The sequence below is a fragment of the Candidatus Clostridium helianthi genome, assembly GCF_045310795.1.
GTDB lineage: Bacteria > Bacillota > Clostridia > Clostridiales > Clostridiaceae > Clostridium > Clostridium helianthi.
On the sequence record NZ_JBJIAB010000002.1, the window covers coordinates 230,669 to 257,047 of the forward strand.

Annotated in this window: 29 protein-coding genes; 5 read left to right on the plus strand and 24 right to left on the minus strand. The window is 30.3% G+C overall.

What is annotated here, in order from left to right; genetic code table 11:
• Positions 1 to 259: 259 nt before the first annotated feature.
• Positions 260 to 1,924, minus strand: a complete 1,665-nt coding sequence (locus ACJDTP_RS02645; protein WP_406760422.1) for a hypothetical protein — start codon at positions 1,922 to 1,924, stop codon at positions 260 to 262.
• A gap of 439 nt (positions 1,925 to 2,363) precedes the next feature.
• Between ACJDTP_RS02645 and ACJDTP_RS02650 the strand changes: the two genes are divergently transcribed.
• Positions 2,364 to 2,966 carry a recombinase family protein gene (locus tag ACJDTP_RS02650; RefSeq protein ID WP_406760423.1) on the plus strand — a complete coding sequence of 201 codons (603 nt, stop codon included), beginning with the start codon at positions 2,364 to 2,366 and terminating at the stop codon, positions 2,964 to 2,966.
• Here the strand turns inward: ACJDTP_RS02650 and ACJDTP_RS02655 are convergent.
• The 7 genes from ACJDTP_RS02655 to ACJDTP_RS02685 all read right to left on the minus strand — a co-directional run bounded on the left by ACJDTP_RS02655 (position 2,933) and on the right by ACJDTP_RS02685 (position 6,128).
• Positions 2,933 to 3,142 (minus strand): hypothetical protein, encoded by a 210-nt coding sequence (locus ACJDTP_RS02655; protein WP_406760424.1) that lies wholly within the window; start codon positions 3,140 to 3,142, stop codon positions 2,933 to 2,935. The two genes, ACJDTP_RS02650 and ACJDTP_RS02655, sit on opposite strands and share 34 nt — an antisense overlap.
• Positions 3,143 to 3,168: 26 nt before the next feature.
• Complete coding sequence (locus tag ACJDTP_RS02660) at positions 3,169 to 3,375, minus strand: hypothetical protein (RefSeq protein WP_406760425.1); 207 nt, start codon at positions 3,373 to 3,375, stop codon at positions 3,169 to 3,171.
• A 3-nt stretch (positions 3,376 to 3,378) separates the two neighbouring features.
• A complete protein-coding gene (locus ACJDTP_RS02665; protein ID WP_406760426.1) occupies positions 3,379 to 3,687 on the minus strand; it encodes a hypothetical protein in 309 nt (102 codons plus the stop codon).
• 27 nt (positions 3,688 to 3,714) lie between these two features.
• Entirely contained in the window at positions 3,715 to 4,269 is a 555-nt protein-coding gene (locus ACJDTP_RS02670; RefSeq protein WP_406760427.1) for a hypothetical protein, read from the minus strand.
• A gap of 451 nt (positions 4,270 to 4,720) precedes the next feature.
• Positions 4,721 to 5,113 (minus strand): four helix bundle protein, encoded by a 393-nt coding sequence (locus ACJDTP_RS02675; RefSeq protein WP_406760428.1) that lies wholly within the window; start codon positions 5,111 to 5,113, stop codon positions 4,721 to 4,723.
• A 476-nt stretch (positions 5,114 to 5,589) separates the two neighbouring features.
• A complete protein-coding gene (locus ACJDTP_RS02680) occupies positions 5,590 to 5,823 on the minus strand; it encodes a hypothetical protein (RefSeq protein ID WP_406760429.1) in 234 nt (77 codons plus the stop codon).
• 29 nt (positions 5,824 to 5,852) lie between these two features.
• Positions 5,853 to 6,128, minus strand: coding sequence for a hypothetical protein (locus tag ACJDTP_RS02685; RefSeq protein WP_406760430.1), 276 nt, complete (start codon positions 6,126 to 6,128; stop codon positions 5,853 to 5,855).
• A gap of 224 nt (positions 6,129 to 6,352) precedes the next feature.
• Between ACJDTP_RS02685 and ACJDTP_RS02690 the strand changes: the two genes are divergently transcribed.
• Complete coding sequence (locus tag ACJDTP_RS02690; RefSeq protein WP_406760431.1) at positions 6,353 to 6,652, plus strand: hypothetical protein; 300 nt, start codon at positions 6,353 to 6,355, stop codon at positions 6,650 to 6,652.
• Positions 6,653 to 7,442: 790 nt separating this feature from the next.
• Here ACJDTP_RS02690 and lepB read toward each other — a convergent pair.
• The 12 genes from lepB to ACJDTP_RS02750 form a co-directional block, all read right to left on the minus strand.
• Positions 7,443 to 7,985, minus strand: a complete 543-nt coding sequence (lepB, locus tag ACJDTP_RS02695; RefSeq protein ID WP_406760432.1) for a signal peptidase I — start codon at positions 7,983 to 7,985, stop codon at positions 7,443 to 7,445.
• Between the two features lie 39 nt (positions 7,986 to 8,024).
• Positions 8,025 to 8,783 (minus strand): Fic family protein, encoded by a 759-nt coding sequence (locus ACJDTP_RS02700; RefSeq protein ID WP_406760479.1) that lies wholly within the window; start codon positions 8,781 to 8,783, stop codon positions 8,025 to 8,027.
• A 117-nt stretch (positions 8,784 to 8,900) separates the two neighbouring features.
• Positions 8,901 to 10,883, minus strand: coding sequence for a hypothetical protein (locus ACJDTP_RS02705; protein WP_406760433.1), 1,983 nt, complete (start codon positions 10,881 to 10,883; stop codon positions 8,901 to 8,903).
• Between the two features lie 373 nt (positions 10,884 to 11,256).
• Positions 11,257 to 11,973, minus strand: a complete 717-nt coding sequence (locus ACJDTP_RS02710) for a hypothetical protein (RefSeq protein WP_406760434.1) — start codon at positions 11,971 to 11,973, stop codon at positions 11,257 to 11,259.
• Positions 11,974 to 11,981: 8 nt separating this feature from the next.
• Positions 11,982 to 12,398, minus strand: a complete 417-nt coding sequence (locus ACJDTP_RS02715; RefSeq protein WP_406760435.1) for a protein-export chaperone SecB — start codon at positions 12,396 to 12,398, stop codon at positions 11,982 to 11,984.
• Positions 12,399 to 12,412: 14 nt separating this feature from the next.
• Complete coding sequence (locus ACJDTP_RS02720) at positions 12,413 to 13,024, minus strand: hypothetical protein (protein ID WP_406760436.1); 612 nt, start codon at positions 13,022 to 13,024, stop codon at positions 12,413 to 12,415.
• A 657-nt stretch (positions 13,025 to 13,681) separates the two neighbouring features.
• Entirely contained in the window at positions 13,682 to 14,935 is a 1,254-nt protein-coding gene (locus ACJDTP_RS02725) for an RNA-guided endonuclease InsQ/TnpB family protein (protein WP_406760437.1), read from the minus strand.
• 248 nt (positions 14,936 to 15,183) lie between these two features.
• Positions 15,184 to 15,675: a hypothetical protein gene (locus ACJDTP_RS02730; RefSeq protein WP_406760438.1), complete on the minus strand. Its 492-nt coding sequence runs from the start codon at positions 15,673 to 15,675 to the stop codon at positions 15,184 to 15,186.
• Between the two features lie 242 nt (positions 15,676 to 15,917).
• Positions 15,918 to 16,766: a hypothetical protein gene (locus tag ACJDTP_RS02735; RefSeq protein ID WP_406760439.1), complete on the minus strand. Its 849-nt coding sequence runs from the start codon at positions 16,764 to 16,766 to the stop codon at positions 15,918 to 15,920.
• An 847-nt stretch (positions 16,767 to 17,613) separates the two neighbouring features.
• Positions 17,614 to 17,835: a hypothetical protein gene (locus ACJDTP_RS02740; RefSeq protein WP_406760440.1), complete on the minus strand. Its 222-nt coding sequence runs from the start codon at positions 17,833 to 17,835 to the stop codon at positions 17,614 to 17,616.
• A gap of 237 nt (positions 17,836 to 18,072) precedes the next feature.
• The gene (locus ACJDTP_RS02745) at positions 18,073 to 18,732 is read right to left on the minus strand and encodes a hypothetical protein (protein ID WP_406760441.1); all 660 of its coding nucleotides are present in this window, start codon (positions 18,730 to 18,732) and stop codon (positions 18,073 to 18,075) included.
• Between the two features lie 405 nt (positions 18,733 to 19,137).
• Positions 19,138 to 19,314: a hypothetical protein gene (locus ACJDTP_RS02750; RefSeq protein ID WP_406760442.1), complete on the minus strand. Its 177-nt coding sequence runs from the start codon at positions 19,312 to 19,314 to the stop codon at positions 19,138 to 19,140.
• Between the two features lie 622 nt (positions 19,315 to 19,936).
• On the opposite strand from ACJDTP_RS02750, the gene ACJDTP_RS02755 reads away from it, so the two are divergent.
• Positions 19,937 to 20,485, plus strand: coding sequence for a hypothetical protein (locus ACJDTP_RS02755; RefSeq protein ID WP_406760443.1), 549 nt, complete (start codon positions 19,937 to 19,939; stop codon positions 20,483 to 20,485).
• A gap of 217 nt (positions 20,486 to 20,702) precedes the next feature.
• Positions 20,703 to 21,128 (plus strand): hypothetical protein, encoded by a 426-nt coding sequence (locus ACJDTP_RS02760; RefSeq protein WP_406760444.1) that lies wholly within the window; start codon positions 20,703 to 20,705, stop codon positions 21,126 to 21,128.
• Between the two features lie 283 nt (positions 21,129 to 21,411).
• Here the strand turns inward: ACJDTP_RS02760 and ACJDTP_RS02765 are convergent, their stop codons facing one another.
• The gene (locus tag ACJDTP_RS02765; RefSeq protein ID WP_406760445.1) at positions 21,412 to 21,675 is read right to left on the minus strand and encodes a hypothetical protein; all 264 of its coding nucleotides are present in this window, start codon (positions 21,673 to 21,675) and stop codon (positions 21,412 to 21,414) included.
• 485 nt (positions 21,676 to 22,160) lie between these two features.
• Here ACJDTP_RS02765 and ACJDTP_RS02770 point away from each other — a divergent pair, with 485 nt between their 5' ends.
• Positions 22,161 to 23,330, plus strand: coding sequence for a hypothetical protein (locus ACJDTP_RS02770; protein ID WP_406760446.1), 1,170 nt, complete (start codon positions 22,161 to 22,163; stop codon positions 23,328 to 23,330).
• 132 nt (positions 23,331 to 23,462) lie between these two features.
• Here ACJDTP_RS02770 and ACJDTP_RS02775 read toward each other — a convergent pair whose 3' ends face one another.
• The 3 genes from ACJDTP_RS02775 to ACJDTP_RS02785 form a co-directional block, all read right to left on the minus strand.
• Positions 23,463 to 24,365, minus strand: a complete 903-nt coding sequence (locus tag ACJDTP_RS02775; protein WP_406760447.1) for an RpnC/YadD family protein — start codon at positions 24,363 to 24,365, stop codon at positions 23,463 to 23,465.
• A 180-nt stretch (positions 24,366 to 24,545) separates the two neighbouring features.
• Positions 24,546 to 25,244 (minus strand): hypothetical protein, encoded by a 699-nt coding sequence (locus ACJDTP_RS02780; RefSeq protein WP_406760448.1) that lies wholly within the window; start codon positions 25,242 to 25,244, stop codon positions 24,546 to 24,548.
• A gap of 141 nt (positions 25,245 to 25,385) precedes the next feature.
• Positions 25,386 to 26,300 (minus strand): hypothetical protein, encoded by a 915-nt coding sequence (locus ACJDTP_RS02785; protein ID WP_406760449.1) that lies wholly within the window; start codon positions 26,298 to 26,300, stop codon positions 25,386 to 25,388.
• Positions 26,301 to 26,379: the final 79 nt, after the last annotated feature.

The following is a 26,379-nucleotide window of genomic DNA, read 5'->3' on the forward strand; positions in this document are numbered from 1 at the left end:
AGCGAAGCTTAGAAGTTCCCTAACCCAAAGCACTTGAACTATCTTTTAGTCTTAATGTAAATATATCGCCTAACATTGGAAAGCTATCCATAAAGTCCTGCTCGAATTTCTTTCCTTCATTCTTCTTTATTGCTGTCATAAACTATCTTCTCCTCTTTTGTTGATTACTTACTTGATTAGTTTTTATATTATATACACTTTAAATAAAATAAAAAGAGAATAATCGGTTGATTACCCTCGTAAATTATATTTGACGATATTAAGCTAAAGTATTTAGGATAGCTATTGTTATCTGTCTTATATTATTTTGTTTATTTGAAGCTGTGTATGTTTTTACCTCTCCATCTGGATAAACTACATTCAAAACTCGGTGTGCTGACCCTTGTGGAGCTATAACTTTTAATGTCTGCCTTACTTTATTTAAGCTAAACCATATATCGTACTTTATATCTTTACTATTTTCATCCCTATCAATCAACATCCTTGTTGCAATTATCTTACCTCTTCCCGCACATATAAAATCAAATACAACATCTGAATTTTGACTTCCACATACCTTGAAAGTTGGACTATTAAAATTGGCATTAATTTTATCTTCTACAGCTTGTATCTCTGCTATATTCTTTTCAATAACATCTTCTGACCATCCATAGCCTCTCATAATCTCTCTATTCTTAGCCATATTAAATATTTTCATGCTTGTAGGTTCAAATGATGTTAATTGCTCTTGTTTTTTTTCTGCCTTAACCTCTGCCTTTATTTCATACTTTTTCATCATTTCATCAAGTTTAATCTCAGTAGCTTCTTCTAATTCAGCACCGCTAAGACCTTCATCATGTTTTTGGCTTCTTGCTCTTCTTCTAAGGTTCGCTCTAATTTGGCTTAATACTTCTTTTTCTTTTGTTATTCCTGTTATATCTTCGCCCTTTTCTACCGTGCTTTTTAATTCCATGTACTGATTATAAAGGTTATTAAATTCGTTCATTCTTATTTTTAAGCCTTCCAAGTGTTCCTCTTCTAACTCTTGGTTTGTTGAAGCTCCAAATGGCATTAAATCCATTTCATCTACTTTATCTGGAAAGTAATTTTTAGGTAAAGAACCAAACCAAGGCTCTGTAAGTAATTTATTTTTTATAGCTGTTTTTGTATTTTCTAAGATAGGATATAGCTCAGTATATATCTCTTTAAAGATTTCATATGTTTCACCTGTTACAAATTTAGCCCTTGCACGGTTCACACGAATTTCATCTAATGCTTTTGACCCATTTAATCCATAACGGTAGTTATAAAACTCTTCGATCTTTTCTTCATAAGCTTTTACTATATCCCATTCTTCAACCCTTTTAAAATCACAATACAATGTCATTCCCACCACGATAAATGAATTTTGATTATTTTCCCTAACGCCTAAAGATGGTCTATATGTCTTTATGAAGTCATATAGTTTATCAAAAGTTGAGAATTTTTGGTGTGTACTATATCCCAATATAGATGTTATAAAATTCTCCTCTAATCTTGCTAACCCAGGTTCAGCTACGCTCACTAATCCATTCACATTTATAGAGAATTTAGGGTGTATATATCCTTCTTTATCTATGTTTCTCTCAAAGTTTTCAAATCCTTGTAGATTTCTATTAAGTGTTTTTAATTCGTTTATTAAGATATATATATGTTTACCTGTAGTTGTAATCCTTTCTTCTAATGTGTTTCTATTTATATTTGGAAGGTTTAGAGCTTTTATTACTTCCTTTTCTTCATATTTAGAAAAGTTAAAGCCCATTTCCTCTAATTCATCTAATATTTCTGATTTCTTTTCTTTTATTTGTTCTTTCTTAGTGTATATAGAATTTTTTAATGTACCTATCTCATGTACTTTTACTTTACTAAGTTTATTTAAATTTTCTACGAATTTTTCAATATTCATAATTTTTCTCTCCTCTTTTTTCCTCTTTAGTTTTTCTCCAAATATAATTGTAAATTGTTTTATTTTATCTATCCAGACTTTAGCTGTTCGAGCTTGTTTAACTAAGTGGTATATAATATCATATACGATTAATCATTATTTAATAACAAACATAATCAACTTTTGAGTATATTTAATACAATCAATTATAATTGACGAGTATGGGTAGTCCTTAAAGGACTACCCAAATATACTGCAACAATAGGGTACACCTATGTGAAAAAGAATACGCTTTATATGTTAAATTATATTTCTTAATAAAATAGCCATTTTCAGCTTTAAAATATTGCAGTCATTTTATCATTAGGGTATAAAATTTATTTTTTAGCACTTCATAATTAATCACCTACCCTATTGATAAAATATATGGTATAATTTTCATATCAAGGAGGTAGATGTAATGGCAGTATCAAAAAACTTTGGATATATTAGAATTTCCGATAAATCCCAAAATGAAGCCCGTCAAGTAGAAGCATTGTTGACTTACGGGATTGATGAAAGAGATATTTTTACAGATAAACAAAGTGGGAAAGACTTTAACAGACCTCAATATCAAGCATTAAAACAGTGCTTGCGTCAGGGGGATATTTTATATATAAAATCTATAGATAGATTTGGTAGGAATTCAAAAGAAATAAAAAAAGAATGGGAAGAGATCACGCAAGATATAAAAGCAGATATAGTAGTTTTAGATATGCCCTTGTTAGACACAAGACAGCATAAAGACCTTTTGGGAGATTTCATCAGCAGACTGGTCTTAGAGGTGTTATCCTTCGTTTCAGAACAGGAGCGAAACTCTATCAAAACTCGCCAAGCTGAAGGAATAGCTATAGCGAAGAGTAAAGGGGTCTATAAGGGCAGAAAAAGAAAGGATACATCAAACTTCAACAGCTTGTACCCTAAGTGGAAAGAAGGCTCCATATCAGCTTTAGAGGTCTGTAGACAGCTCAACATATCCTCCCCTACATTTTACCGTAGGGTTAAGGAGTTAGAGCAGAGATAAACAAATCTCTGCTTTAGTTCATTCTCCTTTATCTCTTTGTATTTAATTAGTAATTCCATATCTTCTTCGGTTAAATTAAGTATATCTTTTAACCTTTCAAGTTCTACTGCACAACAAAACATCATCGCACAAAATAATCTACTCTCCCTTTTTGCCACTATTTCTTCTTCTGTCATATTTATCCCCCATTATTATAAACAAACTACAACCATTTTTTTGCAATGTCTAAAATTAGCCCTGCAAAGACAAAGAACACTACGAAGATAATAATAAGGATAAGTAAGCTACTATCTTTATTAACAATTGCAGTATAAGTTAGATAGCAAGTTGGTAAAATTGCCAATATTGATAGAAGTTCGCAAAATTTTATTAACTTTCTAAGTATATTTCTTATCTTTTCTCGTTCCATGGTCTATGCTTCCTTATCAACTTCTTTCATACCTTCTTTAAACTTTATTAAATCTTTTAATTCTTCTTCATTCAACTCTAATGTATTTTGTAAATATTCTATATTGAAATGATCACAGAATTTTCTTGCACAAGACATTATAGCCCCTCTTCGTATTGCTTCTTCAAATCCCATCTCTGTAACCCCAGTAGTCTCCATAATAAATTCTTTTGAATACACTCCCTTTTTCTCTAAAAACCTTCTTGCAATGGAAATTACGCTGTCTTTTATAACAAGCTCTTCTGCTTGACTTTTGTCCCTTAAATATATCATTTAAAACCACTCCGTTCTAATTTTTAACTAATTTAATAATAAATAGAAATATGATAATGTTGAAAAGATAACATTATCCAAAATAAAAAGACTATACCTATTAACGAATTCATGCTTTTTTTCGCTAATGGCACAGTCTTTTATTCTTTCTACTTCTTCAATTTCAAGCTTTGTATATCTGGCTACATAATAAATATCTTCTCCATTTTCAAACATCCGTATTGCTATTTCTACCAATTCAATTTCATCTGCCGAGGCTTCTGTAACCTTTGCAATTAAATCTTGGTCATACCCCTGCATTAACAGAGAAGTTATTACCCATAACTTAGCTAACTTCACCCCTCTCTGGTATCCTCTTTCAAATGCCTTTTGGAGTATTTCTTCTTTATATTCTGTCATACTTAGCCCTCCTTTCAATTTCCCTTTACTATCTAACTTCGTCAGGTTGGCAGTTTGCTCATGTACGCTATCCAGTTTCTTCTCAATTCTTTTTTGCCCTTCTTCTAATTGCTCTAATCGTTCATTACTTTTTATCTGTTCATCTTTAATTTGCTTCAATATTTCTAAAATTTTATTTTCCATAAATATCACCTCATACATTTATACTTAAATAATTTACGACATATATACCATCTCCTTTATATATAGTATATCTATTTTAAGCTCCTACTTCAATCGAATACAGGCTCTATCTACAATTATTTCTTTATCTTCTCCGTAAAAAGTACGGATTATTTCATTTTGTTCATCCAGACCCTCTGCTGTTTAAACTTGTCTGAGTAAGTAATATATTATATCTTATACATATGCTAATTATTTAATAGCATATATACTCAAATTTTGATTATATTTAACGCAGTCACTATATAATTAACAACTCTTTTAGTACAAAGCTTAAAAATAATTAGAAATATATTCATCCATTCATTAGAGATAGTATAGAATCTGTATCTGTTTTATTTAATATGAATACTCCTATTTACTATAAAGCCTACCCAATCCCATAATAATAGAAGTGTTATTAAAACACTTCTTATTTACCCGACAACTTATTCAAATATGCTATTAATAGCTTTTTTATTTCAATTGTTCTATTATTTAAATCTATGTATTGTTCCTTTGTAATATATTTCCGTCTTAGAGAAACTTCCAACCAACACTCTACTTCCCCACAACTCCCCAGGGAATTGTTATAAAACGAAAATTCCTTTTTTGTATATAATTGAGATTTTCCCTCTGCAAGATTTCCAACGATACTGGTAGTAGCACGTCTAAGCTGACTGCCCAATTCATATGTCTCAAACTTTGGGAAATTCAAAGTTACATCATATATCATATCTACCAATTCTAAGCCCTTTTGATACGCTATAAGCGTGTTAAAAGCTTTTACATGTATTTTATCTTTAGTTAATATTTCTTCACTCATTTATGTTCTCCTTTGGTTCATACCTTAGTCGTTTACTTACTTTATTATAGATCAAGATTTGATAGATTACTACGTTAAAGACGTTCCACAAAGTTTAACTAAATTGCTATTTAAAATCATCTCGTAAAAGTTGATGTAAGGAGATTAACAACATTAAGTTAAATAAATAAGCCTATATATTTCGTACTCAAATGTCATTAATTTACATTAGCATTACAAATTAGCAATTTATCTTGTTACACCTATGACAACTTCTATTAATTCTTCGTATTTGATTGTCACAGTCTGTAACCTTAATGTCATTGTTTTTCATTCATCGAAAATATATATTAAATAGGGGTTGGCTATTTGTATATTTATCTCCCCCTGTCTGTAATTTTGTTAATAAAAAAATCTTAATTTAATGATTAATATGCCACTTAAAAGCACATTAATTACCAAATTAAGACCTCTATTATGATTTATACACTTTATTATTAATTCCTCATACATTTTAAATGATTTACACTTATTCCAGTTATCTCCGAAATGACTGTATCATCCAATATCCCGATCAATTCACTGGCAATCCTCACTTGTTCTGACATAATTGCAAAAACAATATCCTGTTCTCTTCTCTCCTTATACCTTTCCTCCATTTCAACATATTCAGAAAACTTGTCAAGTTCAAGTCTATCCAATCCATGACTTCTCGCTTCTTCCACCTTCATTCCTGCTTCCCTCCTTAATTCCTATCTTCCTAATCTATATCTTCTTTATTCTTTTTCAAATACATTAGCTCTTCGATAGTCAATCCAGTCTCTAATTGAACCATTTCCAACATTTCCAATGTCTTAATCCCCAATTCAACTGCTATATGGTAACGCCCCAACGATTCACCCTTTATAACTCCATTTTGAAATTCAATTCCATCAGAGGAGAAATCACCAGTCACTTCATCAAAAACTTCTGTTATCACCAACTCTGACCCTATTTTCTTCTTAATTTCATTTGTAATAATATCCTTCTTTCTCATTGTTACATCACCACGTATCTTATCTGTTTCAAATACTGTTAGATGACACTATTATATAATATACGAACATATATTTCTATGATATTTCCTATCTTGGATGAATTTATATATTATTACATATAGTCAAATAACTCAAACGATCTAAGACGTTTTAAATGTTTTAACTTACTTAAAAACTTCCTATAATGGAATTAACACAAAAACGAACAGGAGTTGCTATAACAATGCTACAAGAACTATTATACAAACTACAATATACCCTAATTCAAAAATTTGTTAATATTAACATAGAGAAATTTGATTATGTTCAATGTCAGGAATTATTCTCACAAGTTTTAAGTACAGCTTCTTATTTACTTCCAGACTTTTATTTAACTACTGATGAAGTTACTTACAAACCTGAAAGTAATTATATTATGATGAAATTTAATAGCTCAGTCCCCCTGTTAAACGGGCAGTTATTAATCCTACTTAACATAAATAACTTCATTATTACTGGTCTTGAAGTTTCAATAATAAACTAACTGTCTACGGTTATCTCAAATTAGCAATGTGAAATATTAAATCGAAGGGCTATAAAAGCCCTTCCCCATTATTGTAGATGACTAATTCATCATAACTTCCTTATCCCTTAGTTCTTTTCATAATTTAAGCCTACTTAAACTATAATTAACAATACGGTCTATAGCTATAGCGGCCACAATTATACTTTTTTCAGTTCTAAGACAATATATATACTTCCCCACATCGTTATTAATGCCATCTGCGTCTCTAATTTCAATTTCCTTTATTCATCAAATTCTCGCACTACTAAATCAAGAAAAAGAAATGAAAAAATATACACAATACCCATTAAAATTACAAATATACCAAGCCTAAAATCATTAGTTTGAATACTTTTAAATGCTAAATAGCAACACAACAACATCGAAAATATATATCAAGTATTTGATTGCCTTTATTATGTCTAATAACAACTTTTTTATATCCATATCAATTTTCCTTCCCACTAATCTCCCCCATTCTGAGTATATATTTTGTACAATGCAACAATAGTTACCGCTACTAATCCCACAATACATATAATAATATCCGCCACTTTTTCACCTCCCTACCCATAATGTTTACCTTTCATCTTCAATAAAAGTACATAAGAAATGCCCTGTCAAATGACAGGGCATTTTATTAAAAATATTGAATTTTTTAGATATTCACTATTACATTTTTTCATAATTATCACCAATTTTTCATAATATTAAATATATAATACTATTTTAAAATTATAAAATCAAGCATATGTACCAATAGTTGCGTTTAATATTTAGAGAGTTCCTTAAACGGGAATATTCTAAGCATTACTTTTCCAATAACATCTTTCTTGTAGTCAATCATTCCAACCATTAGGCTTCTGCTATCAAGACTGTTATTTCTATTGTCCCCCATTACGAAGATTTTACCTTCTGATACAACTAATTTCAGGTCTTGATTGTTAACCATAGGTTCTCTGATGTACTTTTCATCTAACTTGTTGCCATTAACATATACTACGTTATCTTTGACTTCAATTGTATCACCTGGAACACCGATTACTCTCTTAATAAGAATTCTGTCATTGTCAATGTTTGTGTTAAGTACAACGATGTCTTTGTATTCTGGTGCATGAAGCTTATAGGCTACTCTGTTTATTAATAGCAAGTCCTTGTCCTGTAAAGTGTTAGTCATTGATTCCCCTGCTACTTGTCCTGGTTTTACAAATATAGAAATTATAAAGGTTAATGCTATAGCACCTATAATAACAATTGCATATTCTTTTATTAGTTGTATAATTATTTCATTCTTAGTTTTACTGGCATTCATTTATCATCTGTCATTCCCTTCAAATGCTTAAATCAACTTCTAATCCAAGAAATCCTTTAAGCACTTTAATTTTACATTGTAATCTTTTTCCCATGTCTTATATGATTGAACTTCTAAAAATTCAACCATTCTGGATATTTCGTTCTTTGTATTAAAATATTCTAATGCTAAATAATATTCTTCTTTATCCGTATAAAATACAATAATTGGAGGAAAATTGTTTCCTATAAGAAGATAATTTAATAACATCCTTCCCACTCTACCATTACCACACGCAAAGAGATGAACCTTTCCTAACCACCAACAGCAATGAAAATAACTAACTACCTTTAGAACATTATCCTCATTAATCTCTACCTCATTTATTTCTTTAATTAATAAATCCAAATTCTCTTCTATATCTACTGCTCCCTGCAAGCTTCCTACATTACAATCGATCTTAAATTCTCCTGGCTTTTCGCCTTTACTTAGTAATTCTTCTAAATAACATCCTTTCATCAGCTCAAAATGAAACCGTTTAATTAGATTAATTGATAACTTTCCATTATTTTCTTTACTTAATTTAAAAATATTTTTACAAAGATTCTTGTGGTTTTCAATCTCTTTCAGAGTTATTGTATCCCCATTAAAACCACTTACTCTTTCTTCGCTAAAAATACTTTCAACATCTCTAAGCCTCGTTTCAATATTTGCTATTTTATTAGAAGAATAGGTGAATTTAACAAAAAATCTATTTAATAAATCTTCTGCCTTCCTATCTCTCCATGTCCTTATAATATCATTATACAATATTTCCACCATCCTGCTGAAAGTTATTAATAGAATAAATTATACCACATATTTTTACCTTTATTGTAAAGAAGATAAAACGCATTATCTTATAAATATAATTAATTCCTTATTAACACAAAAAAATCAAGAACTAAGAACATCCATCCTTATTCCTTGAACCCAAATCTCCCTTATTCCTATTCTGTATTGAACAGCATATGTTTGGTATCCTGGTTGGTAAGGTGTTTCTGATACTGGTTTTACAACAACACTTCCAACAGAGAAATCATATAATTCATGCCACTCTGCAAACAATGCGTGACTTCCATATTGTTTACTATTATCATCTTGCACAATTGAAGATAAGTTTGAAGAAGCTTGTGCTAAAGTTCTTATAACTGGAACTTCATATGTGTGATAGTCCTTTGTAGTATACACATAAGTATCTCCTGCATGAATTTCTGATGATTTAGGAATTGTTTCTTTATAAACATCTGAAAATCCATGTACTGGTGGTATATTTCTATCAATCTCAATATTTAGTGGTATGCTCTTTACTGGGAACTCCCAATGGTCAAATACCTGTCTTGAGTGTGAGTGAGAATGTCCTTTACTATCATGTGTAGTATAATGTTCTGTACGATAGATAGCTTTCTTTACATCTGCACCACTGTAGCCTACATAATATCTTATTTTATAGTCTGCTCCTGGTGTGGCTCTATCATATTCTCTACCATCAGTACCTACAAGTTTTATGTAAGTAGTTCCAACAGTTGTAGAAGGTTGTTGCACTTTAAACAGAATGTTTGAGGTGTCATCATTTCTATCAAGGTTTTCGGCATTATCATTGTGAACTTTGTCTATCAATGATGTAACTCTTAGAGCTTTACCTACATTTTCATCAAAAGCTAAATTCCAAGTGAATGTTTTTTCTTCTCCACCTGCAAATGTTTCTGGTTTGTCAGCAGTAGTTTGAAACTGATTATCAGTAAATCCATAAACGCTTGAAGTTGCTACTGAACCATATCCATATCCACCATCAATTAATGAAGGATTTGATGTTGTCGGAATAGTTGACATATTTTTAACTGTAACTTCCACAGTATATTCATCTCCTGGTACTAATGGTTTTATAGGGTTAACGCTATGTTGATAGTTGTATGGGTCTGTTTCACTCATATTGTCATATCCCATAATCTCATTAGTTGCTTTATCCCTAACAACTGTTGAAACAACACGCAAATTACGAACATCTGGATTATATGTAGCAAGAGTTCTATAATAGCTATATCCGCCTCTTGTACCTACAAATATAGCAGATGTCTTAGTTGGATCTGTTCTTAGAGAAAGCTTATTAGCCCATCCATAAGGGTCCCATCCACCATAATAACCCATGTCTGGATTTTGACTTAATAATAACGTGATTGCGTCTATTTTATTTTGATACATTTGTGTATTATCTGAATTATCCCACATACTTTCACCACCTGGACATGCCATTCCCATATTCCAAGGAGCGTCATCATAACCATAATTACCCGCAGTATAATGTGAATTATAGTCAGATGGGAAATATGGATTATTGATAGCTGAACCGAAACTTGAATATCCTAAATAACGATATTCTCCCCAAGTGCCTGCATATGGGGCAACCGAGTTATATGTTTTTCCACCAGATAAATTATCTAATGATGTATCATTTAATTGTGAGGCATATAACTTATAATTACCATAACTACTGTCAGCTAATGTCCATGACTCAGGAATATATCCAGGGTCTATATTAGCATTTTCATAACTTTGTGCTAAATTCCTAATATCACTATATTGAGCGTCTCCTGGATTTGGTAAAGGAGAATACATAGTTATCCCTTGATATGATTGCAAGAATAGTTGATTACCACCATACCAATTAGGCAAATATGAACCATTGTTACTGTTAAAAGTAGCTCTTGTCATAGTACCATCTTGTGATACAGCAACAGGGTCTAATGCACTATTACCACCAGTTGGCATACCACCTAAAGCATGTACTTTGACCGTTGATACCGACAGTGCTATTAACGTCAAAGAGGCAAGCGTTAAAGCTTTTCCAAATAACGTTTTTTTGTCTTTTATCTTTGTCATCTTTTGTTTACCTCCCATTTTAGGATTAAGGAGTTTAGGATTAAGTGGGTTAGAGTTAAGGTTTGTGCCTTATAAACAACTTCCTTATTCCTATTTCTGTTTCCTTTTTATTAATCTATTATATTGTCTAAGAGCAATATTTAATAACATATTAGGTTTAAGAAGTTAGGGTTAAGGGTTAAGCCTTGCTACTGCCCTCTTATTCCTCACGTCCCTTACTCTTAATTAGTTTACAGGATTTTTATTTTTTTATCTATGGTTTGGAGGTTCTATAAGGTTCGAGTAATGAGGTTTAAAATTTGAGAGGTTTAAGATAAAAGAAAAAGCCCAAGTCATACAACTTGAACCTTAATTCTGAACCCCTAAACTGGTATTATTGAGCAAAAAATATACTTTCTAATTCAGCACCATCTACTATATCTATAAAATCATAACCTTTTCGTTTTAGATAATTTATCTGAAATCTTCCAGGTGCTACGAATGACGGGAATATGTACTTTACATCGTCTCTATTGATTTTTGTATTAAGTTCTTTAAACATTGTCAATTTATCCTGAGTATGTTTATTTACTCTATCTCCCTTTAAAATGTAAACAAATGTATTAATATCTTGCTTACATTCCAAAAATTCAATATCCTTTTCAAAACAAATATAATCTTCGTCTATTGTCACATTATCTAAATTATATAAAACCACATCAACATTACAATTATTAGAGCAAATATTTACAAGACTTTCACCATCATATATAATACACTCATTCTCGTAGTCTAAATTTTTAAAATCTAACTTTAAAGGCTTTTTGATTTTCGTGACAATATATTCTAATAGGTCTCCTTGTTTTGCCTTTCCGCTTTTGACAACTGCGTTAAAATTATTCCACAAAATATTAAATTCATCATATTTTTCTTTGGTTACTATCTTAGCTGAAACATATCTATTTTCAATGTGTGCAGATATATCGTTCTTTTTTACATTTATGCTTCTAATAAAAACATTAAAAAATGTTTTATCCGAAATTAAAAAATCGCCTAATTTTTGAACCTCACCTATGTATGGCATTTTATTTATTTTTATTTTATAACCCATTTTAAATCCTAAACAACCTTATGATTACCTAATATTAAAGCAGGAAATCCCATTCTTGTTGTCATTGAGTTTATTATTTCTCTTCCATAAGGCCATGTTATTATAGGTAGATTGTTTTGAACGTAGGTATCAATACATTCAGACTGCATAAGTTCCTTATTATCTATGTAATTAATTACTGTAAATTCACATTCTATTTCAAATAAAACCTCGTTCTCATTTTTTGCTGTAACGTGAAATTGAGCTACACTTGTGAATTCATTCTCTTTTTGTTCTAACTTATTAAAATCTGGTTTGAATTCCACATCAACATTGATGTCAGAATTATTGGTTTCTAAAATACTTCTCTTGCTTGTAATTTTAGATAAAAAAACATCTTTCAATTCTATCGCCTTAATAAACTCCTTGTATACATTCTTGTCCATATTCAACCTCCTTATTAGCTAACCATCGCTATTTTTTGACAATCATTACAATTAGGTATATTGTTTGCTGAACCATCATCAAATACGATAGGTGTGTATATATCATTTTTAAAAACAACACGACTAATTACCTGTTCATGCAAGTTTGTAGAAGAAACTAAATGAACCCATTCTTCTTCTCCTTGTTTATTATGTAAACTTTCAATAAACATATCAGTTTCAGACGGAATAGCCTCATACCAACCAAGTAAGCTATTAAAATATACAAAATCTTTCTCTTCATCTGGTAAATCAATTATAGTATAATATTCTTCTTTAGTAGTTTGCACGATATATTTAAGTCTGTTTGTTGAATCTATATTAAGGTTTCCTAACATTTTGTTAGTTTTAATAGCCTGTCCTTTTTGAGACAAATCTTTTATCACTTCACCATAATATTCACCAAAATCATCATAACAATCGCCTTTTAGCTGATTATAAGTATCTTTAGCAGTTTTTAATAACCACTCATATAAACCATCTATAATTTCATATGCTGTTTGTTGCCTATATTTCAACTTAAACCCATATTCTCTAATCATATTATTCTCCTCCTTTATTATAAAGGCTTGTACTTTTTTCTTCATTTTACCATACTCCCTCTTTAAAGTCTATAATTTGCCAACGTTAGTACATTATAGTTATCATTTAAGCTTATTATAATATTACCATTATTTTACATTAAAAACAATTACATTGCATAGAAATAAAATAATTATTTACGGAATAACGGGTTAGGACGCTTCGCTAAAGGAGTTATGGTTAAGTTAACCTAAATGTGATTAAAGATTTGGATATACCCTATAATATATTAATTTTTAAAAAACAAGGCAATAATTAAATTATTTATTTTAGAAGGCGTGTATTATGGGACCTTATCAAAAATTGAGAGTGGGAGTAGACCAAATACTTCATCGCCCTCTACTCTCAAATATTTTCCTTTTGTACCTGACTACTCCATCTCTCTTTAATTCTTATAATATAACAAAAGGGATAAAGTTATCAGGTAAACAACAACAATATTAAGAGCAAAAGAAAGGATTAAGATTTAAGGTTCGTCACCCTAACTTCTTAATCCTTAATTCCTGTTACGCAGGAGGAGATTTTAAAAACAGCTTTGCTTTATATTATATATATTAGGGTTTAAGGATATAGCACGTGAATACTCTCACCACTTAAAGCTAAAGATTTAGAAGTGGGAGCTTCTGTAAAGTGTAGTATTGAAGTTTCCACTTAGTAATTTACTAAGCCACTCTTAACTTTACTGGGCTATTCACATAACCCTTATCCTTTGCTGTTTGTATCAGCTTAGGAATACATTTATCTTTTGTATAGAGCATTAATATATTGAGACTTCCATTTACATCTGCATTTATTTTAATTCCAGTATTGCTTTTAAATAAGCCTCTATATATGCGTCTATTCTTATTATAATGAGCTTTATTAATAGGTTCTAAGTCTAATGCACTACAACCAGAGCTATATGCTTCCTTTTGTGCTATAACCTTGATACCTACAAGTTGAGCCTTATATAATATTAACTCCTTGAACCTTGCAACTGGTATTTGTACAAAAGTTTTGGCATAATTCATATTTTGCTTAATACCCTCAATGTCACCAATAACTATGGTACTGCACTTATGTTTTAAGGCTAAGTCAATAACTTGTCTACTTGCTTTGTGAAGGTAGTTATTAATATAATCATCTCTATATTTTCTTAACCCTGTAATTTGCTTAGTATCCTTAAATTTATCGCTACCTACCATGTGCATAGTAATACTTTGAAGGTGTGCTATTTTCTTATTAACAAAGCCATTTACAGCTTTAAGAGGCTTTCCGTTAATTATGTAACTTTCTTCATCATTAAGAAAAGTTACAGTAGCAAGGTTACTTAACCCTAAGTCAATTGACATTATGTTATTGAAATCATCTGGAAGTGTTTCTTCTGGCTTAATATGTATAAGAATTAGATACCATTCTTTAATACTGTTATCCCATTTAATTTTGACCTGTTGTAAGCTATTCCAGTTTAATAGGCTTTGAAGTTTTTCAGAAACCTCAAAATTAAGACTTTTTACACCGTATTCAACCTGCATAGCTTTAGATAATGACAGCATTAATGTATTGTCTTTAAATCTAATTCCTGCGGAAGTAAAAATAATTTCATTTTTCTTATCATTATGATTTTTGTATTTAGGCTGTCTTGGACAACCTAAGTATTTAGAATGATTTTTCTTATAGTCAGCAATTGCTTTAAAATAAGACTTCCAATTTTGTTCAAGAACTCTCAAACAATGTTGATAATTATGACTATGAAGGTAATCCTTATGCCAATTAGCATTATACATAGTGTTCATGTCATAGTAAGACTTGAAACCATTTTCTAAGTTGTCATGGTTGGCAATGTTATATAACTTAGTAGTATGATAACTAAGTTCTTCAATAACTTTTAACTGCAAATCATTTAGTTCTGGCTTGAACTTAAATGCTAATTTCAAAAGAAAAACCTCCTTACATAATTCATTGACTAAATTATATAAGAAGGTGAAGTAATTTCCTATAGTTAACGAGTTCTATAATGTTCGAGGTTATATTTATGCCTTTACAGGCAGGAAAATTCAGCTCCCACTTAAAGAATTGGGAGTATTCTTTTCAGCTTTTGATAAATATTGTTAAGAAAAGAAAGTTCAAGAACCAAGAGTTACAAATCTTTAATCCTTGAACTTTATATCCTTTAGCGAAACGTTCAATTCTCCTTGACACTATTTTCGTCAAAATCAACTACATAATACTTATCAGCATTTCTGTAGTCACCTTTTAACTTGTAAGCCTGATTGAACAATTCTAAAACCTTGGCATTTTTTAGACCATTTAATGTTTTCTTAGTCTCTTCTTTTAATTCCTTTTCGCTCTCTTCATCTAACATCCCATCAAATACAGGGTCATTTGGTCTGGATTTAAGAACTTTCATAAGGTCGTGTTGAGTTTCTAATGTTTCTTTGACACTTTTAGTTCTGCAAAGTTCTATAAATAGATATTTAGGATAGGTACATCCCATATTGTCTGCTTCTCTTTCACTCATTTCTAATGATGGTGATACCCACTTTGCTTGCTCAAATAAATTCTTTGTTTCTTTAAATCCTAATTCTGCTACAATGTTTTTTAAACTATCATCTTTTTCATAAAAAATTCCATACAGCTCTCCATTTGCTATATATCCATAAAAAGTATCCTTCATACAATCCGCTCCTTTATTCTAATATCTTAATGTAATATATTCTATCATACTATATATCAAGTTGCACGAACACCATAGTCAAAGCAGGAGCTTCTAACAAAATGAAGCGTTTGGAGGTTTAAGGTTCAAGGTGTTAGCAAGTAAAATATTCATTTTTGACTATAGTATTTATATTTTGCACAAAGAAAAAGAGCTAAACCATCTGGCTCAACCCTTATCCCTAATTTCCTTAATCCTATTATCTACCACTTAATCATCTTATTAACCTTTAATTCAAAGGCTAAATCTTGAATTCCTTCTTTAGCTTTATTCAAATATTCAACAGAATTTGTTGTTCTTGTAGATATACTTGAATGTCCTTGATTATTTTTCACTTTAATAAAGTAGTCACAAAGCTCCTTTAATTTAGGATTATTTGTAACGTCCATATTAATAGCTTTCTCTATAGTTTCATCTACCATAGATAATGTTTTATTAGCTATTTTTGAACCCTTTTTCATACTATTTTCTAATTTCTCTGCCATTTCCCATAAAAGAGCTAATGCACTACCAACAAAAGACTTTTGGATAGCTTCGTTCCCCTCAATATCCATATCTAATTCACAAAGAGCTAATGAAAATCTATCCATATAGATCGTCTTGTCTGGAATATCATTTCTTAACTTTGCCATTATAGTCTTCTTCTTTTTATTGTTAGCAAGAAATTGTTCAAATAAGTTAAAAAATTCCTCAGTTATTTTATCATAATCTCTTAGTATTTCATCTAATTGAGCGAAATACTCCTTTTCACAAGCTGTAAACCTTTCTTGGAAATCTTTATACATTTCACTTGTCATAAAGCTTAATTTTTGGTTTCCCCATTGAAATTTAACTACTGACCTACTAAATGCAGTTCTGATTTTAGCTTCAAGGTTATGAACATCTTTCTCTCTACTTTTGCTCATAATATGTAGCTCTCCAAAAGAAATATGTTCTTTAACGAATTCTTCGCTAACTCCTTTTAAATCAAGACCTAAAATCTCCTCATTTAATTGAATTGTCATTCTTGACCTATTTACATTTACATCCACCATTTTTACCATTTTTGACATAATAAAACTCCCCTTTATAATAAAAAATATATACTTTTAAAAATAAAAATCACAAAAAATTGATTTACCTGTTTGTTTATTAAAAACTTTTATATTATATACGAGTTAGGTTTAAGGTATAACTGATTAGGAATAAGGATGATTGAAGGTTAAGACACAGGCTTAGGACGCTTCGCTTAAAGGAGATAGGATTAAGGTTTGTGTGAAAATAAAGTTATCAGGTAAACAATAATAGTGGCAAGGAAGTTTGGAAATTTAGCAACAACAAAAAAGATTAAGAGTTAAGAGCTTTGCCCTCAATTATTAATCCTTCATGTCATTCATGTTACATAGGAGGCGACATGAAAACAGATTTGCTTTATATTATAGGGATTAGGTATTAAGGATATAAGCGTTATATGTCTTACCCCTGCCTTATCTATAACGCAAAAAAGCCCAAGTTCTAAGAGCCTCACCTCTTAATCCTTGAACCTATTCTCCAAGCCATAAGCTTGAACCTTAACTCCTATCTTATTGAGCCTTATATACTTTAGTGAAGCGTCCTAACCTGCGTCCTATTTTCTCTTATGTCTAATAATAGTCACAATACCACCAACACCAATAATAACCATAGAACTTATTATAATACTCATTATAGTAATTAATGTGCTATCCAAACTCATGCACCTCTTTATTAAAAATTTTCCATTACACTATTTTTTATTATATTTTCTAAATTAAAAATTTATTTATTCTGTTATAATTTTTATATTTTGTGATATAATAAGGGTAGATAGAGGCGATATGCCTTTAAGATTGTTTATTTATTTGTTAGAAAGTAGTGGGAAGGTCTGCAAAACTAAACCCACTATTTTCTTTTGCTTTTATTTTGATTACCGCCATCAATGTCAACTGACATCTCCGCTTCAACTTTCCCATCTCGCAAATTTGTCTTCAAGTTAGTATCTGATTTAATACGAAGATTTTCGTATTTGTAACAATATACTCCGATTATAGCTACCACACCAATAACAACCAATGCAATAGCTATTATGCCTACTAAGCAAATTAATGTATAATTAACTTCCAATGTATCGTCCTCCTACATATCTTAAAGCATAACGCCTCTACCCATGTTAGAGATATAGGAGTTTTAAAGACAAAAACAATATATAAACATCTCTCTACAAAACAAGATTAACTCTTGCACCTGTAATACTCATATATTATACAATGATTAAATGCAATGAACAAGTTTTTCTTAGGTAAAAGAAAAAAGCCCAGGTCAAATGACCTAAGCCTTAAATCCTAATTTCCTTAACCCTATTTAAGCCACCTTTTTAAAACTTTCTTCCATGACATCTTCACAAATAATTTTTAAGAATTCGGGAAATGAATTCCAATCCAATAATTCTAAATCAATGTCTGATAGATTGAAATAACTTGCACTTCTTTTAACAAATTTCTTATCTACAAAATTATATGGATTTTTCATAGCCTTATCTAAGAAAAGACATCTACAAAACTTTAATACCGTGCTACAACTATGTGTTTTTGCTAAAAACACTATCTCATATGGGAACATTAAAGACTGATAAAGAGTTTTATATATATCCCCTTTTTCTACTGAATGTCCAAGCTTATACAATCCTGAATTTAGGTCTTTAACTATGTAAACATGTCCACTACCGAAAGACCCAAAATAACCATCAACTAAGAAATCAATTAAATTACCCATATTATAATGAATTCTGCACATATGAATATTGTTATTCACAATTTCATCATTAAACATTGTCCAATATTTTGAATAAAGATTAATTTTCGATTCATTGTTTTTTTTAGTCCATTCACTTTTATTCTTTAGTATCTCTACTCTCCTACGGTCATATCTGTCTTCTGATTGTAATATTTCGTGATACTTTTTCTCAGCTCTTTTTATTCCGTCTCTTAAACTTTTAATTAAACTTTCAAATGATTTTGCCATAATAAAAACTCCCCTTTATAATAAAAATATACTTTTAAAAATAAAAATCATAAAATTTGATTTACCTGCTTGTTTATTAAAAACTTCTATATTATATACGGAAGAGGTGAAGGGTATAACGGTTTAGGGAGCTTCGCTAAAAAGGTTAGGTTCAAGGAACAAATGATAAAGCTGTTAAGTAAGTAAACAACAGTAGGATTAAGGAAGTTATATAACAAAAAAGACTAAAAATTAAGAGCTTAACCCTTAATCATTAGTCCTTAATATCATTCCTATTGTATAGGAGGACGTGTAAAAACAGAAAAGCCTAACTCAGTTAGATATTTTACAAAGTTTTTTATCTTCACTACATTAACAGTCATAATGATACTGCCTCCTACAAGTATTTGTTCACCAATGACAAGCCTAATCGCCATCTGAAAGATAGTCGTATTTAGAAAGATTTCCGACATTAATTTTAAGTTCTTTAATTTCTCCAAATTCTACACCTACGCTTCTTGTATATTTCAATTCTATATTTGGATACGACAAGTCCAAAATATCTTCATTTATTCGTTTTAGTTCTTTTTTCGTATTTTTCATATTGAGTTGCCCCCTTCCTGTTAGGATTACTTAATAAGGACTTCTTTAATTCTAATCCCATTAATCCTTAACTCTTATTCCTCGAACCTATTCCCTATTTGACTTAACAATATCAGCAATTACCTTCATTCCAAAACATACCATTACTACTATCCCTACAATTCCTACAATTGCAATTAATATCATTCCAGTTTCATGTGACATACTATATTCTCCTTTACTGAATTAGATTTTTTATATTATATTGAGAATTAGCCAACCATATAAGAAATTAGGCGTAGTAAAAGTCTTTATTAGTTCAGAAAAATAAAAAAAGTCCAAGAAGCAAAACCTTAACTCTAACTTCTTGAACCTATTTCCCAGTTCCTCCGTTATCAACAAACTTACTCAAACATATAATGTTATCAGCAACTTTATTGAAAAAGGTAATACATCTATACTATATGTATTTAATTGAACCAAGGCAAAAAATAATATCTAAGCAATATTATTATATTGCTTTGGTTCTTTTTTTACAACAGTATAGATGTTTTACTCATGTGGGAGATTTAACTGCCCATATGGGTTGGTATATTCTTCTCCATGTCTTGAAGTTGACTTTGAAAAATGGAGTAAGATAGCCATGAGCAAAAAGAAAATTTCTAAGAAAAAGGCGAGTAAAAAAAATCGCAAGGTGGTTAGTAGAGAAAAATCTACTACTGAATGTATTGAAAATAGAAATATTTCAAAGGTAGTTAGCAGTAATGCTACTAAATGCAAAAAGGGCGAAACTTCTCCAAAAGGTAATGTAATAGACGGTTGGATTGCATATGGTGTTACACTCTTATTAAAGGTACTTGTTATTAACAGAGTGTTTCCATTGTTTTCTGAAAGCATATTTTGTATATGTGCTTTAAAATGTCTTGAATGTGTTTTGTTAGATGAATTTAAAGATGAAGAGGATGTATTATGGAAGGGGAAATACATCATATTCGGACTTATAGAGATAGTCACTAATGTTATTTTTGACATATCTGAGAATTCCCTATTAATAGCGTTATTCTTTATATTCGCTTTTATAGGCAAAAAGATTATACTTGAAGACTATTCAGAAACATTGAAAAAATATCTATATGTCATCAGCCTATTACCGCTAACATCTATTTTTGTTATATTGATTAATATACGTTAGCAGTAAATTAAAGTTCAAGGTAATCCGCCTTGGACTTTTTTCATTAAGTAAATTATATAATAAGAGCAAGTTATTTTCTATGCTTACTAAGGTCTATAGTGTCTAAGTATTTATCTCCACCTTCATCCTATCATACTTATACCTTAATCATAAACTGTATATGATTATAAAGATAGTAGACCTAATTACCTTAATACTAATGAATGGAGGAAAAACAATGTCTTTAGGATTTTTCATAGAAGATTGTATCTCTTTATCAGCAATACTTAGTCTATTTATTGATGTGATTTTGTGGGGCGGTGTTAATAACCCATTCCCAGAAGTGAGCCTTGCCTCTTGCTATATATTCTTAACACAAATAGTTATTATTTATTATTTTGGAGGAAATGTAGAACGAATATTTTGGGGTGTGAAAGATGATGAAAATTTTATTGCTTCCAAGGTGAAAAACCGATACATAATATCAATGTTCACAAACTGTATAACAAGCCTTTTTCTTCTATATCTGCAAATATATGTATTGGGAACTAAAAAGTTCTTTATCCTTGGAGGGTTATTTGTTGGACAGTGGATATGGGCTTGTATGGTGTTCTATCTGTTGATAGACTACCAGAAACGTAAAGATAATGAAACTGAAAAGTGATATTGTTGGGACTAAAGGATAACTTAGTCCTTTTCTATTTTTAAACAAAGAGAAAGAAGTCCAAGAAGTAAGAGCCTTAGCTCATAATCCCTAAACCTATCTTGAAACTTAACCACTCAATTCTTACTCCTAATTTTCCCCACTATATCTTCCTCTGATTTCTTATATAGTTGAGCTAATGTCTTAATACAATCTGTAATTTTTGCGTTATAATCAATATAATCTTCATAGCTTGGGAAAACCATGCCTATATTATATTTCCCTATATGTAAATACAATTAATTTATTCTATAGTTTGTATTAACTCTTCTATTTGGTTAACAAGTATATGCTCTGAAACATCATTGCAAACATATAGAGCTAATAAGTTGTATGCCTCTTTTAATGATAACTCATAAAATATATTATCATCAAAATCTATTAAAAAATAGCTTTCATAGTCCTCTTTGTTGCCATCTAAAAACCTATAGTTATTTATATCAAATAGTTTCCTCGCTCCGTTTTGTGCTTTATCTAAATAAATCTCTTCTGTTATCTTTTTACCCATACATTCACCTCAATAACTTTAACTTATTTTCATTATATCACAACTATTATTTATCAAAAAATAAAAAGAACACGCCCGCTTATTTAAGCAGAGCTAAAATTTTAAGCCTATTAATGCGGAAGTATAACCTCGAACACTATAGAACCTGTTAAATATTTAGAATGTATTTATCTTCCTATATAATTTATTCAATGAACTATATAGAAGGTTTTTCTTTTGAAATTAGCATTTAAGTTCAAACCACACCAAAATGATTTGCAGTTAAAAATTATTAAAGAACTTATCTATCATACCATTAAGTTTTATAAATATTGCTAACTATAAAAACTTAGAAAATGACTTTAAATCCTACTATTATATGAATACAATTTACAATATTAATCTGAATAAGTATTACCTTCACAGTTATAATTATCAGCATTTTTTAAGAGTTCTTTAATAAAACTGAAAGTCTTATTTTAAACAAAAGAAAAGGATGATTACATATGAGAAAAAGAACACATGAAGAATTTGTAAGAGAAGTATATAACCTTGTTGGTGATGAATATGAAGTATTAGGAAAATATGAGGCTTCTAATACAAAAATTGCAATAAAACACACTCCCTGCAAACATGAATATGATGTTACTCCAAGTTCTTTTCTTTGTCAAGGAACTCGTTGCCCTATATGTCATGGTAATACTAAAAAAACTACTGAACAATTTAAGCAGGAAGTATATAACATTGTTAGTAATGAATACGAAGTATTGGGTGAATATATAAATAATTCTACAAAAGTTAAAATGAGGCATACTACCTGTGGACATGTATATGAAGTTATACCAACCAACTTCATATATAAGGGAAGACGTTGCCCCGAATGTTTTGGAAATCAAAAAAAAGATACTGAGCAGTTTAAGAAGGAAGTTCATAATCTTGTTGGTGATGAATATGAAGTATTAGGCGAATATGAAAATACTAATACAAAAATTAAAATGAGACATACTATATGTGGACATGAATATGATGTTACACCAAGTAAATTTATTAATGGAAGACGTTGCCCTGAATGTTTTGGAAATCAAAAGAAAGATACTGAACAGTTCAAACAGGAAGTCTATAACCTTGTTGGTGATGAATATGAAGTATTAGGTGAATATGAAAATACTAATACAAAAATTAAAATGAGACATACTACATGCGGACATGAATATGATGTTATTCCTTTTAGTTTTCTTAAAGGAAATCGTTGCCCAAAGTGTTCAGAGAGTAAAGGAGAAAAGAAAATATCAGAAACTTTAACTTTACTATTAGACATAAACAAATATGACTTTAATAGGCATTATTCCATTTCTGATTGTAGAGATAAAGCACCTCTTCCATTTGACAACTTTATAAAACAGGGTGATAACCTATTAGCACTTATAGAGTATGATGGAATACAGCACTTTAAGCCCGTAAAATGGTCAAGCAGTATAACAGATGAAGAAGCTCGTAAAAACCTTAAAGATGTACAAAGGCGTGACCGAATAAAGACTAACTACTGTAAAAACCATGGCATACCACTTATTCGTATTCGTCATTGGGAGTTTGACAACATAGAAGAAATACTTACAAGAGAACTTAATGAGTTAGAAATAATTCAAATTGATAATGATAAAAAAATTGAAGCCTAAATAAATAAGAGTAGTAAGTTACTGCTACTCTGGCTTGTGTTGTTTTAATATCTAAAATTAGTTGTATATAAAATAAAGTTCAAATACTAAGATAGCAACCTTTAGTATTTGAACCCTACATTCCTAATCCTCTTATTTTATTTTTTTTATAAAACTGTCTATACTATCACATCTTATAGCCTCTTTAAACAAGTTGCTAAGTGTTTCAAAATCAGTTATATTAACCAATTTATTTTTTATGTCATTGATAGTATCTAAAGAAAGATTAAATTTCTCTTGTAACAATTCCAAGGTAGACTCTCGTTTAGTTTCAATCTTACCTTTTGTCTCTCCTATATTAATCAAATCTTTTCCAACCTTTGTCATTCCGAACACCTCCAACACTTTGTTTTTATATTTTTCTTGAACATATTTCAACGTCAAAGCGTAAAATAAAGTCAGAACCTCTCTTTTGTCGTCCTCGTCCTTAATAGATTCTGCTATGTTTATAGCTCTTATATAAGGTTCACTACCTTTATACTTTGTATCCATCAGAGGGCAAAAGACTATATTTATTAAGTCTTCTTTTGTTAGTTTAATTCCATTATTTATTTTTTCTTCAATGACTTCTAATCTTTCGTCTCCATTGATCTTACTTAAATAATATGCACTAACTTTATATTTACTACTACCCAAGTCAATTTCAGTATTACTATTTTTAATTTTTGCAGTGTAAACTACAATAGTATTTACAGGCTTTAAATAATCGTAGCTTAATTTTGCGTCATAATAGTGAAAGCGGTAAATATCTTCCTTCTTAGAAGTAGTTTGAAACTCAAAATGTATTAACGTATCATCGTTTAACAAAAACACATAATCTGGTATAGTTGTTTTTACCGACACTTTCTTTTGTTCTATTTTAGGTGTTCCAATTATCTTCTTATTTATTCCAAAGAAGCTTAAAGCACCTTCTTTAAAGAAATCAAAGGCTTCTTTCATTACTGCGTCTTCTAATTGATTTGCAATATCATTTTTGGTCTTTTTTCCTTTGCTCAATGCTACCCCACCTTTATTATAGTATATCAAATTTTTACCTTGTTATAAATAACGTTTTAAGCAAACCCCTTTCTTAATATTTTCTATCTATATATTATACTTACACTTTATAAAGGATATAAAAAAAGTCCAAGGTTCAAGAGCCTTAACCCTTAAATCCTTGAACCTCATTCCTTAACCTTATTTAATTGGACTGAAATCAATAGCAATACCATAGCTTTGAACTCTAATATTAACTGTTCTACCATCCAACTCTAAAGTTTGAGATTTCAAGCCATTTGTATCTAATACGCTATACAAGTAATCCCCTTGTGTTGGAAGTATCCAATTAAGTATTGTTTTTACTTTTTTATCTGTTTCTGTGTCGCTTTGTAAGATTGTTAGGTTTATATCGTACTTATCAGACAAAACACTGAAATCCATTTTAGTAAAGTTAATAGCACCTTTAGCACCATATTGGTTCAATGTTAATCCTCCATTTAAATCTACAAACCCCAGACCATAAAGCTTCTGCTTTATGTCTGCACCATTGTAAATAGTTGATGGAACATTTGTATTCCAAACACCATCTTTATCTAAGTAATAACCATTTACTTTAGTATTAACAGCCATAGAGCCATCATTCAACATGTAATACCATTTGCCACTACTTTGTATCCATCCTGTAGCCATAGAACCATCAGAATAGAAGTAATACCAATCGTTATTAAGTTGCAACCAACCAGTAGCTTTAGAACCATCTGTTTTCACATACTCCCAAGCACCATTAACTTGTACCCATCCTGTTGAAGAAGCGTTCATATTTATTTTTGTAGCAACAGCTCCCGCAATAATTACTGAACATATAATACCTGCAATAATTTTTTTATTCATTTTCATAATAAATCATCCTCCTTAAATTAAAAGCCCAGGTCAAAGACCTGAGCCTTGTTACCTTAAAATATAATTTTGTTTTGTTAAAATTGAATTATGATATATAAGGAGTAATTCGCTTACTCCTTATATTCTAATTCCTTAAACCTACTTAATTGGTCCGAAATCAATAGCAATACCATAGTTTTGAACTCTGATATTAACAGTTCTACCTTCCAACTCCAATGTTTGAGATTGTAAACCAGATGTATCCAATATACTATACAAATGATTTCCTTGACTTGGAAGTATCCAATTAAGAATTGTCTTAATCTTTTGGTCTGTTTCTGGGTCACTTTGCAAAATGGTTAAATTCATGTCATATTTGTTAGATAAAACACTAAAGTCCATTTTAGTAAAGTTGATAGCACCTTTAGCACCATATTGATTTAACGTCAATCCTCCGTTTAAATCTACAAACCCAAGACCATATAGTTTTTCCTTTACTTCACTACCTGTATAAGTAGCTGAGTGTGTTGGTTGTGTAGCTCCGCTTCCGCCTGAACCACCTGACGTTGAAGTACCACCAGAATTTGAACTTCCACCAGATGAGGGTTTACTTGGATTGTTGCTTATAGGTCTATTACTTTCCACTACACCAGTAGATTTAGATGACCCGTTATTAGAAGAAGACTGAGAACCACTTGTGCTAATTGTAGCAACTGTAGAGGTGCTATTGTTATCTCCTACTGCTTCAAACGCTACTTGATTATCTTTCACGTCTAATTTCAATCCTACCTTAGAAACTAAGAAATCTACGGGTACATAGGTATCCCCATCTTTAGAAACTGGTGTTCTAAATACTGGAATTGTCCAATCCCCAATAGTCTTTGTCTCATACGGAACATACGTTCCGTCAATTACTGAAAAGCTCAATTTTTCATCAATAACAACTTTCTTACCGTTAATAGTATAAGTGGTTGTTTTATCAACATTGTTGGTAATTTCTCCACCCATTTGTTTAACGATTATACTGATCGGTGCATACGAAAGATTGCCACATTTACTTATGACAACTTCCATTCCTTTTTCATTTACCTTATATGGGCAATCAGGGGTAAGGATATTAAGGATATTAAGGTTAAAACTATTACATTTTCTG

What these genes read in the sequence shown, in the direction of transcription:
- ACJDTP_RS02665 (WP_406760426.1), bottom strand. Translation starts at nt 3,687, where the DNA reads ATGATATATTTAAGGGACAAAAGTCAAGCAGAAGAGCTTGTTATAAAA.
- ACJDTP_RS02680 (WP_406760429.1), bottom strand. Translation starts at nt 5,823, where the DNA reads ATGAAGGTGGAAGAAGCGAGAAGTCATGGATTGGATAGACTTGAACTT.
- ACJDTP_RS02730 (WP_406760438.1), bottom strand. Translation starts at nt 15,675, where the DNA reads ATGAAGGATACTTTTTATGGATATATAGCAAATGGAGAGCTGTATGGA.
- ACJDTP_RS02650 (WP_406760423.1), top strand. Translation starts at nt 2,364, where the DNA reads ATGGCAGTATCAAAAAACTTTGGATATATTAGAATTTCCGATAAATCC.
- ACJDTP_RS02645 (WP_406760422.1), bottom strand. Translation starts at nt 1,924, where the DNA reads ATGAATATTGAAAAATTCGTAGAAAATTTAAATAAACTTAGTAAAGTA.
- ACJDTP_RS02655 (WP_406760424.1), bottom strand. Translation starts at nt 3,142, where the DNA reads ATGACAGAAGAAGAAATAGTGGCAAAAAGGGAGAGTAGATTATTTTGT.
- lepB (WP_406760432.1), bottom strand. Translation starts at nt 7,985, where the DNA reads ATGAATGCCAGTAAAACTAAGAATGAAATAATTATACAACTAATAAAA.
- ACJDTP_RS02755 (WP_406760443.1), top strand. Translation starts at nt 19,937, where the DNA reads ATGAGCAAAAAGAAAATTTCTAAGAAAAAGGCGAGTAAAAAAAATCGC.
- ACJDTP_RS02685 (WP_406760430.1), bottom strand. Translation starts at nt 6,128, where the DNA reads ATGAGAAAGAAGGATATTATTACAAATGAAATTAAGAAGAAAATAGGG.
- ACJDTP_RS02715 (WP_406760435.1), bottom strand. Translation starts at nt 12,398, where the DNA reads ATGGACAAGAATGTATACAAGGAGTTTATTAAGGCGATAGAATTGAAA.
- ACJDTP_RS02735 (WP_406760439.1), bottom strand. Translation starts at nt 16,766, where the DNA reads ATGTCAAAAATGGTAAAAATGGTGGATGTAAATGTAAATAGGTCAAGA.
- ACJDTP_RS02765 (WP_406760445.1), bottom strand. Translation starts at nt 21,675, where the DNA reads ATGGGTAAAAAGATAACAGAAGAGATTTATTTAGATAAAGCACAAAAC.
- ACJDTP_RS02770 (WP_406760446.1), top strand. Translation starts at nt 22,161, where the DNA reads ATGAGAAAAAGAACACATGAAGAATTTGTAAGAGAAGTATATAACCTT.
- ACJDTP_RS02760 (WP_406760444.1), top strand. Translation starts at nt 20,703, where the DNA reads ATGTCTTTAGGATTTTTCATAGAAGATTGTATCTCTTTATCAGCAATA.
- ACJDTP_RS02690 (WP_406760431.1), top strand. Translation starts at nt 6,353, where the DNA reads ATGCTACAAGAACTATTATACAAACTACAATATACCCTAATTCAAAAA.
- ACJDTP_RS02705 (WP_406760433.1), bottom strand. Translation starts at nt 10,883, where the DNA reads ATGACAAAGATAAAAGACAAAAAAACGTTATTTGGAAAAGCTTTAACG.
- ACJDTP_RS02710 (WP_406760434.1), bottom strand. Translation starts at nt 11,973, where the DNA reads ATGGGTTATAAAATAAAAATAAATAAAATGCCATACATAGGTGAGGTT.
- ACJDTP_RS02785 (WP_406760449.1), bottom strand. Translation starts at nt 26,300, where the DNA reads ATGGAAGTTGTCATAAGTAAATGTGGCAATCTTTCGTATGCACCGATC.
- ACJDTP_RS02670 (WP_406760427.1), bottom strand. Translation starts at nt 4,269, where the DNA reads ATGGAAAATAAAATTTTAGAAATATTGAAGCAAATTAAAGATGAACAG.
- ACJDTP_RS02720 (WP_406760436.1), bottom strand. Translation starts at nt 13,024, where the DNA reads ATGAAGAAAAAAGTACAAGCCTTTATAATAAAGGAGGAGAATAATATG.
- ACJDTP_RS02780 (WP_406760448.1), bottom strand. Translation starts at nt 25,244, where the DNA reads ATGAAAATGAATAAAAAAATTATTGCAGGTATTATATGTTCAGTAATT.
- ACJDTP_RS02675 (WP_406760428.1), bottom strand. Translation starts at nt 5,113, where the DNA reads ATGAGTGAAGAAATATTAACTAAAGATAAAATACATGTAAAAGCTTTT.
- ACJDTP_RS02745 (WP_406760441.1), bottom strand. Translation starts at nt 18,732, where the DNA reads ATGGCAAAATCATTTGAAAGTTTAATTAAAAGTTTAAGAGACGGAATA.
- ACJDTP_RS02660 (WP_406760425.1), bottom strand. Translation starts at nt 3,375, where the DNA reads ATGGAACGAGAAAAGATAAGAAATATACTTAGAAAGTTAATAAAATTT.
- ACJDTP_RS02750 (WP_406760442.1), bottom strand. Translation starts at nt 19,314, where the DNA reads ATGAAAAATACGAAAAAAGAACTAAAACGAATAAATGAAGATATTTTG.